The 14,532-nt window shown below is 65.1% G+C and carries 12 protein-coding genes and 2 pseudogenes; 5 read left to right on the top strand and 9 right to left on the bottom strand.

Translation table 11 applies throughout. The annotated features are described in order from the left end of the window. Positions 1-29 precede the first annotated feature (29 nt). Positions 30-416, top strand: a pseudogene (locus H8A95_RS06445) ((2Fe-2S)-binding protein); the annotation flags it as partial. Continuing rightward, a pseudogene (gene soxA / locus H8A95_RS06440) lies at positions 415-807 on the top strand (sulfur oxidation c-type cytochrome SoxA); the annotation flags it as partial. The pseudogenes H8A95_RS06445 and soxA, both read left to right, overlap by 2 nt. Before the next feature lie 149 nt (positions 808-956). Here the strand turns inward: soxA and H8A95_RS06435 are convergent. Beyond that, positions 957-1,730: a ferredoxin--NADP reductase gene (locus tag H8A95_RS06435; RefSeq protein WP_050423388.1), complete on the bottom strand. Its 774-nt coding sequence runs from the start codon at positions 1,728-1,730 to the stop codon at positions 957-959. 172 nt (positions 1,731-1,902) lie between these two features. On the opposite strand from H8A95_RS06435, the gene H8A95_RS06430 reads away from it, so the two are divergent. Further along, on the top strand, positions 1,903-3,099 hold the full coding sequence (locus H8A95_RS06430; protein WP_229182398.1) for an amidohydrolase family protein: 1,197 nt from the start codon (positions 1,903-1,905) through the stop codon (positions 3,097-3,099). A gap of 141 nt (positions 3,100-3,240) precedes the next feature. On the opposite strand, the gene H8A95_RS06425 is transcribed toward H8A95_RS06430, so the two are convergent. From H8A95_RS06425 to H8A95_RS06390, 8 genes are all read right to left on the bottom strand, one after another. Next, entirely contained in the window at positions 3,241-3,696 is a 456-nt protein-coding gene (locus H8A95_RS06425) for a MarR family winged helix-turn-helix transcriptional regulator (protein ID WP_229182397.1), read from the bottom strand. 15 nt (positions 3,697-3,711) lie between these two features. Then, entirely contained in the window at positions 3,712-4,416 is a 705-nt protein-coding gene (locus tag H8A95_RS06420) for an ABC transporter ATP-binding protein (protein WP_229182396.1), read from the bottom strand. Next, positions 4,413-5,204 (bottom strand): ABC transporter ATP-binding protein, encoded by a 792-nt coding sequence (locus H8A95_RS06415; protein WP_229182395.1) that lies wholly within the window; start codon positions 5,202-5,204, stop codon positions 4,413-4,415. Before H8A95_RS06415 ends, H8A95_RS06420 begins: the two co-directional genes overlap by 4 nt. After that, positions 5,201-7,093, bottom strand: a complete 1,893-nt coding sequence (locus H8A95_RS06410; RefSeq protein WP_229182394.1) for an ABC transporter permease — start codon at positions 7,091-7,093, stop codon at positions 5,201-5,203. The genes H8A95_RS06415 and H8A95_RS06410 overlap by 4 nt, the downstream gene beginning before the upstream one ends. A gap of 187 nt (positions 7,094-7,280) precedes the next feature. Continuing rightward, entirely contained in the window at positions 7,281-8,495 is a 1,215-nt protein-coding gene (locus H8A95_RS06405) for an ABC transporter substrate-binding protein (protein ID WP_420839339.1), read from the bottom strand. Positions 8,496-8,523: 28 nt separating this feature from the next. Then, positions 8,524-9,108: an amino acid synthesis family protein gene (locus tag H8A95_RS06400; RefSeq protein WP_029078203.1), complete on the bottom strand. Its 585-nt coding sequence runs from the start codon at positions 9,106-9,108 to the stop codon at positions 8,524-8,526. 16 nt (positions 9,109-9,124) lie between these two features. After that, positions 9,125-10,033, bottom strand: a complete 909-nt coding sequence (locus H8A95_RS06395; protein WP_229182393.1) for a UPF0280 family protein — start codon at positions 10,031-10,033, stop codon at positions 9,125-9,127. Next, on the bottom strand, positions 10,030-11,478 hold the full coding sequence (locus H8A95_RS06390) for a 6-hydroxynicotinate reductase (RefSeq protein WP_229182392.1): 1,449 nt from the start codon (positions 11,476-11,478) through the stop codon (positions 10,030-10,032). Before H8A95_RS06390 ends, H8A95_RS06395 begins: the two co-directional genes overlap by 4 nt. A 276-nt stretch (positions 11,479-11,754) precedes the next feature. Between H8A95_RS06390 and H8A95_RS06385 the strand changes: the two genes are divergently transcribed. After that, positions 11,755-12,222, top strand: a complete 468-nt coding sequence (locus H8A95_RS06385) for a (2Fe-2S)-binding protein (protein WP_229182391.1) — start codon at positions 11,755-11,757, stop codon at positions 12,220-12,222. Then, positions 12,222-14,532, top strand: a 2,311-nt coding sequence (locus H8A95_RS06380) for a xanthine dehydrogenase family protein molybdopterin-binding subunit (protein ID WP_229182390.1), incomplete at its 3' end; no start/stop codon positions are given. The genes H8A95_RS06385 and H8A95_RS06380, both read left to right, overlap by 1 nt.

The following is a 14,532-nucleotide window of genomic DNA, read 5'->3' as shown; positions in this document are numbered from 1 at the left end:
CGGAGGATTGGACCATTCAGGGGAAAGCGATGGCAAACCTCAAAATCGACGGCAAGACAATCAATGTAGACGTCGAGGACGACACGCCACTGCTGTGGGCGATTCGCGAGAATGTCGGATTGACGGGGACCAAATACGGCTGCGGCATTGCACAATGCGGCGCCTGCACCGTGCATGTCGACGGCGTCGCGATACGCTCCTGCGGCATCACGGTGAACGAAGCGGCCGGCAAGGAGATCACCACCATCGAAGGTCTCGCGGCGGGCGGCGTGATGCACAAGGTGCAGCTCGCCTGGATCGCCAGCGACGTGCCGCAATGCGGCTATTGCCAGAGCGGCATGATCATGGCGGTGGCGGCGCTGCTGAAGGAAAACCCGAAGCCATCAGACGACGACATCAACGACGCCATCACCAATGGCGCTATCAGCCTATGTTGCACAGCAATCGCGCGGCGTGCCGATCGCAGCCGGCGACGATCCGGAGCTGGCGCCGTTCGTCGAAAAGGGCCACGCGCTGTTCATGCAGCGGCAGGGCCAGCTCAATCTGGCCTGTGCGAACTGCCACGATGATAATTGGGACAAGAAGCTCGCGGGCAGCGCGATCACGCAAGCGCAGCCGACCGGCTATCCACTATACCGGCTGGAATGGCAGTCGCTCGGATCGTTGCAGCGGCGGCTGCGCGCCTGCATCACCGGCATCCGCGCGCAGGCCTACGATTACGGTTCGCCCGAGCTGGTCGAGCTCGAGCTCTATCTGATGTCGCGGGCGCGCGGCATGCCGGTCGAGACGCCGGCCGTCCGACCTTAGCACATCAGCCCGTCGCAGGCGACGCGAAGCAATCCATTACTCCCGGCTGTACCGGAAGATGGATTGCTTCCTCGCTTCGGTGACAAAATTACTGCGCAATTTTGTCGCGAACTCTTCGCAATGACGGGGCTGGAGGTCAGCGCGAAGATTCAGCGCTCGGCGAACGCCTTCTCGACCACGAACTGCGCGGGCTCGCCGTGATTGCCCTCGACGAAGCCGCGGCCATTGAGCAACGTGCGGGTGTCGGCGACCAGCGCCGGCGAGCCGCAGATCATGACGCGGTCATGCGCGGCATCGAGCGCCGGCAGGCCGATATCGGCGAACAGCTTGCCCGAGGTGATGAGATCGGTGATGCGGCCGCGGTTGCGGAACGGATCGCGCGTCACGGTCGGATAGTAGACCAGCTGATCGCGCACCAGCTCGCCGATCAGTTCGTCCTGCGGCAGCTTCTCGGTGATCATCTCGCCATAGGCGAGCTCCTTGACGCGGCGGCAACCGTGCAGCAGCACGACCTTCTCGAAGCGGTCGTAGGTCTCGGGATCCTTGATCACGCTGAGGAACGGCGCGAGGCCGGTGCCGGTGCCGATCAGGTAGAGGTTGCGGCCGTCCTCGAGGTTGTCGATGACCAGCGTGCCGGTGGCCTTGCGGCTGACGATGATCTCGTCGCCTTCCTTCAGATGCTGGAGGCGCGAAGTCAGCGGGCCGTCCGGAACCTTGATCGAGAAGAACTCGAGCGTGTCCTCGTAATTCGCGCTGGCGACACTGTAGGCGCGCAGCAGCGGCTTCTCGCCGACCTTGAGCCCGATCATGGTGAACTCACCGTTGCGGAAACGGAACGACGGATTGCGCGTGGTTTTGAAGGAGAACAGCGTGTCGGTCCAGTGATGAACGCTGAGGACGCTTTCCTGGTTGAAATTGCTCATCGCACCAATCCCTGATTTGTGCTGCGGCGGGGAAGGACTTGAACCCTGTTGACCGGCCGGATCGTTTGTATACGATCATTCGTATACAAACGAATAATCCGACTTGATCCAAAAGTCAAGCCGGGCTCAAATTCCCGGGCAATTTCGGAAAGAAAACAGAAGGAAAACACCCATGGCTCACGACGCGCCCCAGGCCACCGGCCCCAGCAAGCTGGTGATCCGCAATATCGGGCTATTGCTGTCGGGAGCCTTGGAACGACCAATTCTGGATGCCGATACCATCGTCGCCGAGAACGGCAAGATTACAGCGATCGGCCGCCTCAAGGACGTCGACACCGAAGGCGCCACCACGATCGTCGATGCCATGGGAACGACGGTCGCGCCCGGCCTGATCGACAGCCACGTCCATCCCGTCGCCGGCGACTGGACGCCGCGGCAGAACCAGATCAACTGGATCGACAGCTATCTGCATGGCGGCGTCACCACGATGATCTCCGCCGGCGAGGTCCACATGCCCGGCCGTCCGCGCGACGTGGTCGGCGTCAAGGCGATGGCGATCTTCGCGCAGCGCGCGTTCTGGACGCTGCGGCCGGGCGGCGTCAAGGTGCATGCCGGCGCGCCCGTCATCGAATGCGAGATGGTCGAGGACGATTTCAAGGAAATGGCCGCCGCCGGCGTCAAGCTGCTCGGCGAGGTCGGGCTCGGTGGCGTCAAGGACGGGCCGACGGCGCGGAAAATGGTCGGCTGGGCGCGCAAATACGGCATTCAAAGCACGATCCACACCGGCGGACCTTCGATTCCCGGTTCCGGCCTGATCGACAAGGACGTGGTGCTGGAGGCCGACACCGACGTGGTCGGCCACATCAATGGCGGCCACACCGCCCTGCCGGACGACCAGATCCGCTGCATCTGCGAGGGCTGCAAGCGCGGGCTCGAGTTGGTGCATAACGGCAATGAGCGTTCGGCGCTGTTCACGCTGCGCACTGCGCGCGAGATGGGCGATCTGCACCGCGTCATCCTCGGCACCGATGCGCCGGCCGGCTCCGGCGTGCAGCCGCTCGGCATTCTGCGCATGGTCTCGCTGTTGTCCTCGCTCGGCGAGCTGCCCGCCGAACTAGCGTTCTGCCTTGCGACCGGCAACACCGCGCGGATGCGCGAGCTCGATTGCGGCCTGATCGAGGTGGGCCGCTCCGCCGATTTCGTGCTGATGGACAGGGCGCAGCACTCGCCGGGCAAGAACATCCTGGAAAGCGTTCAGCTCGGCGATCTCCCCGGCATCGGCATGACCATCATCGACGGCATCGTCCGCACCCAGCGCAGCCGCAACACCCCGCCAGCGGGGAAAGTGCCGGAGATCATGGCGAAGTAGTTCGATAGAATATCCGTCACCCTGAGGTGCGAGCGGAGCGAGCCTCGAAGGGTGAACGGCCCGCGGCCAAAGCCGAGCCGTCGACCCTTCGAGACGCCGCGCTTCGCGCGGCTCCTCAGGGTAACGGTAATGGATTTGGAATCACCGCAGCTTCCCGAGCAGCGCCATCAGCGTCTCGCGCTCCTTGGCGTCGAGCGGCGACAGCGTCTCCCTTGAGATCACGAGCGCATTCGGCGCGGCCTTGTCGGCCAGCTGCTGGCCGGCGCGGGTGAGGCTGACCAGCAGCCTTCGGCCGTCGTCAGGATCGGGCGCGGTCTCGGTCAGGCCGCGCGCGGTCAGGCGGTCGATCACGCCCTTGATGGTCGCGACGTCCATCGAGGTCAGTCGCCCCAATTGGTTCTGCGAACACGCGCCGACCTCCGACAGCTTCGACAGCGCCGCCCACTGCGTCGGCGTTAAATTGATGCCGATCTCGCGGGCGAAGATCACGGCGTGGCGCTGCGACACCTGGCGCAGGATGAAGCCGATCTGGTCATCCAGCACGTAACCCGGCTTGGCCGCCTTGACGCTTCGCTTCTGTGCAGCACTCCTCGCCATCGTCCCACCTCGCCGTTACAGCGACAGATGCGCGTCGCGGATATCCGGACGCGCATCGAGTTCCGCCATGGTGCCGCCAAAACAGATCCGGCCGCGCTCGATGATATAGGCGCGATCCGAGATCAGCCGGGCGAAATGCAAATTCTGCTCTGACACGACGATGCTGACGCCCTCTTTCTTCATCGCCAGGATCGCATCGACCATCTGCTCGACGATCTTCGGCGACAGGCCCTCCGAGGGCTCATCCAGCAGCACCAGCGACGGGTTGCCCATCAGCGTGCGCGCGATCGTCAGCATCTGCTGCTCGCCGCCGCTCATGCGTCCACCGGGCCGGCCGCGCATCTCACCGAGGTTCGGGAACAGCTTAAACAGTTTGTCGCGGTCCCATTGCGGCGCGCCAGCCCGCTTCGGCTGGCGGCCGACCTCGAGATTTTCCTCGACCGTCAGGTTAGTGAAGATGCGCCGCTCCTCCGGCACATAGCCGAGCCCGCCGCGCACGATCGCATGCGTCGGCAGCTCGGAGACGTCCCTGCCCTCGAACATCACACGCCCCGAACGATTCTCGACCAGGCCGACGATGGAGCGGAACGTGGTCGACTTGCCGGCGCCGTTGCGGCCGAGCAGCGCGACGACTTCGCCCTCGCCGACCTCGAGCGCGATATCGAACAGGATATGCGCCGGGCCGTAGAAGCTGTTGAGGTCATTCACCGTGAGCTTCATGCGGATGCTCCCTCGCGGTGTCGGGCGTCATAGAGCAGGCCTTCGCCGAGATAGATCGCCCGCACCTGCGTATTGCCGCGCACTTCCTCGGGTGAGCCTTCGGCGATCAAGGTGCCGCGATTGAGCACCAGGATACGATCGGCATGCTCGAACACCACGTCCATGTCGTGCTCGGTGAACAGAACACCAATCGACTGCTCGCGCGCGATCCGCGCCGTCAGCCGCATCAGCTCGACACGCTCGCGCGGCGCCATGCCGGCGGTCGGCTCGTCCATCAGCAGCAGCTTCGGCTGGTTGGCGAGCGCGATCGCAAGCTCCAGCCGCTTGACGTCGCCATAGGCGAGTTCGCCGCAGGGCCGCTCTGCATAGGCGCCCATGCCGACCAGGTCGAGCAGCCGTCCCGCCTCATCGCGCGCCTGGCGCGCGGTCGAGGCCCACAGATTGAACAATTGCGCGCCATGCGAGACCAGCGCGACCTGCACGTTCTCGCGCACCGTCATGGTCGGGAATGTCGCGGCGATCTGGAAGGTGCGGCCCACCCCCATGCGCCAGATCACGCGCGGCTTCTTGCCGGTGGTCTCCGCGCCCAGCACGCGGATACGGCCGCTATCCGGAATGTTCTGGCCGTTGAGCATGTCGAAGCAAGTGCTCTTGCCCGCGCCGTTCGGACCGATCAGCGCCAGGATCTCGCCGGCGCGCAGTTCGAAGGAGACGCCGCGCACCGCGTGCACGCCGCCATAGGATTTTGTCAGCCCCTCGACCGACAGCAATGTGGGGACCATGCTCATTCGGCGCTCTCGATGCGGGAGGTCAGCAAGGGCGACGACGCCGATGACGATGATTTGCGGCGGCGATGCACGAATGCTTCCAGCGTGCCGACGATGCCCTTGGGGAACGCGACCACAATCAGCACGACGAAGCCACCGAGCACGAGCTTGGAGAGATCGGTCTGGCTAACCAGCCAGATGTTGAGCGCCTTGTAGACGATGGCGCCGACCACCGCGCCCGACACCGTCTCGACGCCACCGAGCAGCACCATGACAAGCGCATCGACCGACAGCGAGATGCCCATATTGTCGGGGAACACGCTGCCCTTGAGGTAGGCGAACAGCGCGCCGGCGAGGCCGGCGACCGTGCCCGCGATCACAAAGGCTGTCCACTGGATGCGCTTGCCGTTGATGCCGATGGCTTCGCCGCGCAGCGGCGAGTCGCGCGTGGCCCGCAGCGCAAACCCGAACGGCGAGAACACGATGATGCGGAGGATCACGACCGCGAGCGCGGCAATGCCGAGCGACAGCCAGTAGAAATGCGACGGGCTCGCCGCCCATTTTTCCGGCCAGACGCCGAGGATGCCGTTGTCGCCGCCGGTGACCGACACCCATTGAAATGCGATCGACCAGACGATCTGGGCAAAGGCCAAGGTCAGCATCGCGAAATAGACGCCCGAGAGCTGCACCGCAAAGAAGCCGAACACGGCCGCGCCCAATAGCCCGAGCAGCGGACCGAGCAGCAGGCAGGCGATCATCGGCAGGCCCGCCATCTTGGCGAGCAGCGCCACGCCATAAGCGCCGAGGCCGAAATAGGCCGCGTGGCCGAACGAGGCGAGGCCGCCGACCGACATCAGGAAATGCAGGCTGACCGCGAAGATCACGAAGATCGCGATCTCCGAGCCGACGGTGAGCACGTAATTGCCGGCGACGAAGGGCAGCGCCGCCGCGACCACGAGCACGGCAATCGCCGCGAGCCGTTCATTCGTCGTCAGCGGCCGCCAGGGATTGACCGTCAGGCCCGGCGTGCGCCGGGCGGGCGCCTCCGGCTTGCCGAACAAGCCCCAGGGACGGACGATCAGCACCACCGCCATCACCAGGAACACCAGAATGATGGAGATCTTCGGGAAGATCAGGATGCCGAAGGCGTTGAGCTCCGACACCAGCACGGCCGCGACGAACGCGCCGATGATGCTGCCGAGGCCGCCGATCACGACCACGACGAACACCTCGACGATGACGCGCAGGTCCATCGCATGATTGACCGCATCGCGCGGAATCTGCAGCGCGCCGCCGAGCGCGGCGAGGAAGACGCCGAGCGCGAACACGCTGGTGAACAGCCATTTCTGATTGACGCCGAGTGCTGCGACCATGTCGCGGTCCTGCGTCGCAGCGCGCACCAGCACGCCCCAGCGGGTGCGCTGGAACAAGAGCCAGAGCACGCCGAGCACGACCGGCCCGAGCGCGATCAGGAACAGATCATAGCTCGGAATATTCTGGCCGAAGAATTCGATCGCGCCCTTGAAGCCTGGCGCGCGGCGGCCGACCAGATCGTCCGGGCCCCAGATCAGCACCACCAGGTCCTCGACCATCAGCGTGAGGCCGAAGGTCGCGAGCAGCTGGAACAGCTCGGGCGAATGGTAAATCCGGCGCAGCAGCACCATCTCGACCAGCACGCCGATCGCAGCAACCGCCAGCGCCGCGACAATGATGCCGCCCCAGAAGCCGAACGCACCGGAGAAGCGCTCGGTCAGCGTGAAGGCGACATAGGCGCCGAGCATGTAGAACGCGCCATGCGCGAAGTTCACGATCCGCGTCACGCCGAAGATGATCGACAGACCCGAAGCGACCAGGAACAGCGACGCCGCGCTGGCAAGACCGGTCAGGAACTGGACGACATAGAAGGCCATGGGCGGTCCGCGTTGGAGAACACAAGCGTCAGTTTCCGTTCACCTCTCCCCGCCTGCGGGGAGAGGTGAATTCAAGCGCGAGCTTGAATTCGGGTGAGGGGGACTCTCCGCGAGCGCGGCTCGTGGAGAAAGCCCCTCACCCCGCCCCTCTCCCCGTAAGAACGGGGAGAGGGAGAAGTTCAAGACCTCAATCCTTCGGCCGCAGCTTCTCGATTTCAGCATCGCTCGGCAGATAGTCCGAGCCCATGCGATAGGCGGTGTCGACCATGATGCCCTTGCCGTCCTTCAGCGCGGTCTTGCCGGTGAAGGCGCCGAGCGTCGACTGGTGGTCGATCTTGCGGAAGGTGATCTCGCCGAACGGCGACGGCATCGAGATGCCCTCCGCCGCCGCGATCAGCTTCTCCGGATCGCTCGAGCCGGCCTTGGCGAGGATCGCCGCCGCCGCCTTGATGGTCTGGTAGCCGACGATCGAGCCGAGCCGCGGATAGTCGTTGTACTTGGCCTGATAGGCTTTCAGGAACGCGTCGTGCTCAGGCGTCTTGATCGAATACCAGGGATAGCCGGTGACGATCCAGCCCTCAGGCGTCTCGTCCTTCAGCGGATCGAGATATTCCGGCTCGCCGGTCAGGAAGCTCACCACCGTACGGCCCTTGAACAGGGCGCGGGTGTTGCCCTCGCGCACGAGCTTGACGAGGTCGGCACCGAAGGTGACGTTGAGGATCGCCTCGGGGTTCGCCGCGGCAGTCGCCTGCACCACCGGGCCGGCGTCGATCTTGCCCTGCGGCGGCCACTGCTCGTCGACCCACTGGATATCGGGCCGCTTCTCCGACATCAGCTTCTTGAACACCGCGACCGCCGACTGGCCGTATTCATAGTTCGGCGCGATCGTCGCCCAGCGTTTTGCGGGAAGCTTTGCCGCCTCCTCAACCAACATGGCGGCCTGCATGTAGTTGGACGGACGCAGGCGGAACGTGTAGCGGTTGCCCTTCGACCAGGTGATCGCATCGGTCAAAGGCTCAGCTGCGAGAAAGAAAACCTTCTTCTGGTTGGCGAAGTCAGAGACGGCGAGACCGATATTGGAGAGGAAGGTGCCGGTGAGCATCGCGACGTTCTCGCTCGACACCAGCTCGTTCGCCGCGGTCTGCGCATCCGCCGGCTTGCCTCCGTCATCCTTGGAAATGACGACGAGCTTCTTGCCGTTGATGCCGCCGGCCGCATTGATCTCTTCCACCGCAAGCTGCCAGCCCTTGCGATAGGGCTCGGTGAACGCCGGCAGCAAGGAATAAGAGTTGATCTCGCCGATCTTGATTTCGCTCTGCGCCATGGCCTGCGTCGTCATGGCGCCCGTTGCCATGGTCGCGACCGCGATCGCCAATCCTGCCCCTACGAAATAACCACGCATCCCGTCCTCCAGTTTTTCTTGAAAGAGATTATCGCAATCCGTCTTCGCCCTTCACCTCATCGACCGTCAGCCCGCCGACCCGCGGCAGCGGCCGTCCGCTGTCGGTCACCGCCACCGCGACCATGATCTCGTTGGCTCGCGGCGCGTCGTTGATCTGCACCTCCATGCCGTCGAAATGGCTGCGCACGAAGGCCGCGTCCTTGTGCCCGAGCGGAATATCCAGCGTGGTGCCGGGGCCCGAGCGCTTCTTCGACGACGGGATCAGCGCCGCGCCCTTCGACAGCACCTTGCGCACCGGCGCGCCCATCTTCGGATGCAGGATCGCGGCCGCGTGCTCGAGCTCGCCATTTTCGCCGACGGCGGCGGCCTTGCCGTAGCTGTGCGCCTTGGCGCCATCGATCCCGAGCGCGGCGACAGCCCGTTTCGAAAGCAGTTCGCCGAGTTCCTCGCCGATCGCAATCAGCGGCGAGAGATCCTCGACATAGCGGCCGGCAAACGGATTTTCGATCACGGCAATCGCAGCGGCACGCCTTGTCGGCGGCGCGATGGTCTTGCCCATCTCCAGATGGGTCTCCTCGACCACGGTGACGATCTTGCGAATGACGGCGCTCATCTTGCCTCGCTCCCGGTCATGCCTGCAGCATGTTGCTTATCGTTCGTCCTTGAAACGCGTGCGACGCCGGCGTTTCCTGCCCAGCTGCGCCGACAATTCGCGTTTCGCCCAGTAGACGCAATGCCGCGCCCTCGATCAATCCCGACATCAGGAGCATGCGAGCCCGCGCCGCCCCCGCCTCGAGTGCTTCCTCGATCTCGTGTTCCGCCAAGGCCCCGACATCGCGCGTCACCAGCCGTGCGCCGAGGTCGCTGTCGGGCTGCAATTCGCTCGCCGGAACGCGCAGGATCGCGGGATGGCTGGGCAGATCCACCGCATTGGCGATCACGGTCGCAGCGGCATCGGCCTGCGATGCCGTCCGCGCCAGTACGGTGACAGCATCGGCAATGCCAAGCGAGAAGCTGCGGCCATGGCGGCCGCTGGTCGCGATGCCGCGGACCGGCATGTCGCTATCTACTGTCATCATGCGCATCACGCCAAGGCGGTCCAGCCGATCCATCAGGCCGACGCTGAACTGTTCGCCAACGCCGAGATGCAGCGCGATGTCGCCGCCATTGTTGACATAGGCGCGGTCGAGCGTTGCCGCCCCGACCATCGCGCCGAGGATTTCCTCGGCGACCGAGCCCGCGACCGCCGCCATCGGGGTAATGAAGCAATCGGCGGCGAACGGCGCGACCGCCGCATGCATGCGCCGTGCGACCACACCCTTCAGCGCGCAATGATCGGGATCGGCCGCGCTGCGCAGTTCAGCAAGTTCCACGCAGAGTTCATCGAGCAAGCCGGTGAAGCGCTGCGCCGCAGCCTGATATGCGGCAGTAACCTCAGTTTCCCCGCCCTTGGCTTCGATGACGAGATCAATGGGACCGTCCTGCAAATGCAACCGCTTGCGGTCAGGAAGAAGCGCGATTTGCGGGAGCCTCGTCATGCGCGCCGCCCGGGGAGATAAGGCATCGGCCGGATGTCGGCGCTGTCGCGCAATGACGACAGCGGCCTGACGTAGTCCATATGGCCGCCGAGCGCCGCGTAATCCGACAGCCGCATCGTGAACTCGATCGGCGCCACCAGCGCCGGGGTCGGCACATAGCCGAAGGCGCCGGCCGGCATCTGCGTGACATCGACCATGAAGGTGATGCCGCCGCCGGGCCAGACATAAACCGGCGCGCCGCCGCTGGTGACCCTTGTGAGCGCGTCCTTCACCGAACGCGTCAGCCGCACCGGATTGTCGGTGACGCCGGCGCGCAGCGATCCGCCCGCGCCACCCATGAACAGCACGGTGCACAACGCCGGCTCGCAATTCTCCTGGATGCGCTCGACCGAGAATTTGAGGTCCGCCGGCATCTCGGTCTCGACCGGCCTCAAGGCCTCGTCGAGCACGTAGTAGGACGCATGTTCGCCGGTCGTGGAAACCATCAACATGGTGAGCCCGGGCCGTGCTTCCTTGGCATTGAAGGGGCCGAGGATCGACAGCGGGTCTGAAATGTTGGTGCCGCCCCATCCGGTGCCGGGATCGGCGACCTGGAAATAGCGGCCGGGCGTCGAACGGCGGCCCTTCATCTTGATGCCGGTGTCGGCGATGTCGAGCAGCTTGCCGGCCTGGTGCTCGCTGAGCACGCCGGTGATGTGGTCGTCGACCACCACGACTTCATCGACCTTGCCATACCACTGCTTGGCGAACATGCCGATCGTCGCCGAGCCGCAGCCGACCCGCATCCGCTCTTCCGCCACGCCGTTGACGATCGGCGGCCTGCCAGCCTGCACCACGACGGTGGCGCCGCCGTCGATCACAAGCTCCACCGCCTTGCAGTTGGAGAGATCCATCAGCGTATCGCAGGTGACGCGGCCTTCCTTCTTGGAGCCGCCGGTCAGATGATGCACGCCGCCGAGCGAGAGCATCTGCGAGCCATATTCGCTGGTCGTGACGTGGCCGACCGCCTCGCCGTCCGCGCGCACGGTCGCGGTCTCCGGCCCGAGGTAGCGGTCGGTGTCGATCTTCACCTTGACGCCGCAATACGAGAAAATGCCTTCAGTCACGACGGTGATCATATCGACGCCGTCGACTTCCGACGACACGATGAAGGGCGCCGGCTTGTAGTCCGGATAGGTGGTTCCGGCGCCGATCGCGGTGACGAAGAGGTCGGGCTGGCGGACGATCTTGCCGTCCCAATCGCCGCTGACCTGGAACGGCACCAGCTTGCCGCCATGCGAGACCGTGCGCTCCAGCACGACATGCGGATCGACGCGCACCAGTGCGCCGTCATGATTGGCATAGCGATCACAGGCGCCGGCCGCGCCCGGCTTGATGTAGCACATCACCGGACAGGCATCGCAGCGGATCTTGTCGCCGGCGGCGACGGTCATTGTGTCAGCCATCGTGACCAAGCCTGGACTTGTGGTGGCGGTCGATCATACTGCGCTTCCGCCTCCCTGCCTATATCGTTCGTATACGAATGATCCTGCGCGCGGGCCCGACACCTGTCAAGCGGCCTTTGCGATCAAAAGCTGCCGTTCGCTTGCGCACCCTGTTCATAAAGCGTGCACTCGCTGCAGCGCGGCATGCCGCCGCTTGCACGTTTGTATACAAACGTTATCCTCGTCGCCGATCTGACGCTGACATTGCAGCGCAAACATCAGGGGAGAACCGGAGCAATGCGCCTGACCGTGAACGGCAGGAATCATGATGTCGACGCCGCTCCCGACACCGCATTGCTTTACGTGCTGCGCAACGATCTCGCATTGAACGGACCGAAATACGGCTGCGGGCTCGGTGAGTGCGGCGCCTGCGCGGTGCTGATCGACGGCGTCGCCGCGCGCGCCTGCGTGATTCCGATCGAGGGCTGTGCAGGGCGCGACATCGTCACGCTCGAAGGTCTCGGTACGCGCGAGCATCCCGATCCGGTGCAGGATGCGTTCATTCGCGAACAGGCCGCGCAATGCGGCTATTGCCTCAACGGCATGATCATCACCACCAAGGCGTTGCTTACGCGCAATCCGAATCCGTCCGAGAACGACGTGCTGGAAGCGCTGCGCTACAATCTCTGCCGCTGCGGCGCGCATATCGAGATCATCCGCGCGGCGATGCGTGCCGCCGGCCACGTGCTCGAGGCACGCGATTGATGACGGACACACGGTCTCCAGGGCAACGCAATCGCGGCTCGCTGTCGGTCGTCCGCCCCGCGGTGCTGGGTGCGGAAGGCGCGTTCGAGACCTTCATCACCATCACATCAGACGGTTCGGTCAACGCCTATAACGGTCACGTCGATCTCGGCACCGGCATCCGCACCGCGCTCGGACAGATCGTCGCCGAAGAGCTCGACGTCTCCTTTGCCCGCGTCGTCGTCATTCTCGGCGACACCGCCGTGGTGCCGAACCAGGGCGCGACGATCGCGAGCGAGACCATCCAGATCACCGCCGTCCCCTTGCGCAAGGCCGCCGCGCAAGCACGGCAGTTTCTGCTCACGCGCGCGGCTGAACGACTCGAATTGCCGGCTGACGAACTCACCATCGAGGACGGCCTGATCCGCGGCCACGACAACCGCAGCGTCAGCTATGGCGAGCTGATCGCGGACGAGACCATCCGGCTCGAGCTCGCTGACGACGTTCCGGTCAAGGACGTCAGCGCCTATTCCGTCGTCGGCAAGTCGGTGCCGCGCATCGACCTGCCGGCGAAGGCCACCGGCGAGCTCGTCTACGTCCACGATGTGCGCGTGCCCGGCATGCTGCACGGCCGCGTCGTCCGTCCACCCTATGCCGGCGTCGATGCCGGCCCGTTCGTCGGCACCAGCCTGATCGCGGTCGATGAAGCCTCGGTGCGGGATATCCCCGGGCTTGTTGCGGTGGTGCGGATCGGCGATTTCGTCGGCGTCGTCGCCGAGCGCGAGGAGAACGCAATCAAGGCCGCGGCGCAGCTCAAGGTGAGCTGGAAGCCCGGACCCGAGCTGACCGATCTCTCCGATATCGAACATGCACTGCGCGCCAATCCCTCGACGCCGCGCCAGCTGATCGACAAGGGCGACGTCGATGCCGCACTCAAGGCGGCCGCGAAGCCGATGCAACGGACCTATCTCTGGCCGTACCAGATGCACGGCTCGATCGGCCCGTCCTGTGCGGTCGCCGATTACGGCGAAGGCGAGATCCGCGTCTGGTCCGGCACGCAGAACCCGCACATCCTGCGCGGCGATCTGGCGCTTTTGATCCGGCGGCCGGAATCCGAGATCGACGTGATCCGGATGGAGGCCGCCGGTTGCTACGGCCGCAACTGCGCCGACGACGTCTCCGCCGATGCGCTGCTGCTGTCGCGCGCGGTCGGCCGCCCCGTGCGTGTGCAGCTCACCCGCGAGCAGGAACATGCCTGGGAGCCGAAGGGCACCGCGCAGCTGATGGACGTCAATGGCGGCCTCAATGCCGACGGCAGCGTCGCTGCTTACGACTTCGCCACGCGTTATCCCTCGAACGGTGCACCCACGCTGGCGCTGCTGCTCACCGGGCGGATCGCACCTGAAGCCGCCGTGTTCGAGATGGGCGATCGCACCGCGATCCCGCCCTACGACTACGAGAACATGCGCGTGATCGCCAACGACATGCCGCCGATCGTGCGCGCATCCTGGTTTCGCGGCGTCTCGGCGCTGCCCAATACTTTCGCGCATGAATCCTATATCGACGAGCTTGCGGCCGAGGCCGAGGTCGATCCGATCGAGTACCGGCTGCGCTATTTGAAGGACAAGCGCGCAATCGACCTCGTCAACGCCGTCGCCGAGCGCGCCGGCTGGACGCCGCGCCCGGTGTGGAAAGAGCCCGAGGCGGACGGCGATATCGTGCGCGGCCGCGGCTTTGCCTATGCGCTCTACGTGCACAGCAAATTTCCAGGCTACGGCGCGGCATGGTCAGCCTGGATAGCCGACGTCGCGGTCAACAAGGCGACCGGCGATGTCAGCGTGACCCGTGTCGTCGCCGGCCAGGATTCCGGGCTGATGATCAATCCGGATGGTGTACGGCACCAGATCCAAGGCAACGTGATCCAGTCGACCAGCCGCGCGTTGATGGAGGAAGTCTCCTTCGAGCGCGGCGCCGTAACGGCGCGGGAATGGGGCGCCTACCCCATCATCAAATTCCCTGAATTGCCTGAGATCGACGTGCTGATGTTGCCGCGGCAGGACCAGCCGCCGCTCGGCGTCGGCGAGTCCGCTTCGGTGCCGAGCGCGGCCGCGATCGCCAATGCGATCTATGATGCGACCGGTGTACGTTTCCGCGAATTGCCGTTCACGCCGGAGCGCATCCTGAAGGGATTGCGCGGTGAGCAACCCACAGCACCCGCGCCACTGCCGCCGCCCGCACAGCCGGCGGACCTCAGCCGCTGGCAGAATCCGTTTGCAAAGCGCGGCGGCGTGCTCGCCGGCATGGCCGCGCTCTGCGCCGCGGTGATCGGGA

Origin of the sequence: Bradyrhizobium oropedii, assembly GCF_020889685.1 — a bacterium.
GTDB classification, from domain to species: Bacteria; Pseudomonadota; Alphaproteobacteria; order Rhizobiales; family Xanthobacteraceae; genus Bradyrhizobium; species Bradyrhizobium oropedii.
This window is presented reverse-complemented; position numbering and strand designations above follow the sequence as displayed.

Coding starts and splice junctions, on each gene's coding strand:
- H8A95_RS06435 (WP_050423388.1), bottom strand. CDS start 1,730: ATGAGCAATTTCAACCAGGAAAGCGTCCTCAGCGTTCATCACTGGACC.
- H8A95_RS06430 (WP_229182398.1), top strand. CDS start 1,903: ATGGCTCACGACGCGCCCCAGGCCACCGGCCCCAGCAAGCTGGTGATC.
- H8A95_RS06425 (WP_229182397.1), bottom strand. CDS start 3,696: ATGGCGAGGAGTGCTGCACAGAAGCGAAGCGTCAAGGCGGCCAAGCCG.
- H8A95_RS06420 (WP_229182396.1), bottom strand. CDS start 4,416: ATGAAGCTCACGGTGAATGACCTCAACAGCTTCTACGGCCCGGCGCAT.
- H8A95_RS06415 (WP_229182395.1), bottom strand. CDS start 5,204: ATGAGCATGGTCCCCACATTGCTGTCGGTCGAGGGGCTGACAAAATCC.
- H8A95_RS06410 (WP_229182394.1), bottom strand. CDS start 7,093: ATGGCCTTCTATGTCGTCCAGTTCCTGACCGGTCTTGCCAGCGCGGCG.
- H8A95_RS06405 (WP_420839339.1), bottom strand. CDS start 8,495: ATGCGTGGTTATTTCGTAGGGGCAGGATTGGCGATCGCGGTCGCGACC.
- H8A95_RS06400 (WP_029078203.1), bottom strand. CDS start 9,108: ATGAGCGCCGTCATTCGCAAGATCGTCACCGTGGTCGAGGAGACCCAT.
- H8A95_RS06395 (WP_229182393.1), bottom strand. CDS start 10,033: ATGACGAGGCTCCCGCAAATCGCGCTTCTTCCTGACCGCAAGCGGTTG.
- H8A95_RS06390 (WP_229182392.1), bottom strand. CDS start 11,478: ATGGCTGACACAATGACCGTCGCCGCCGGCGACAAGATCCGCTGCGAT.
- H8A95_RS06385 (WP_229182391.1), top strand. CDS start 11,755: ATGCGCCTGACCGTGAACGGCAGGAATCATGATGTCGACGCCGCTCCC.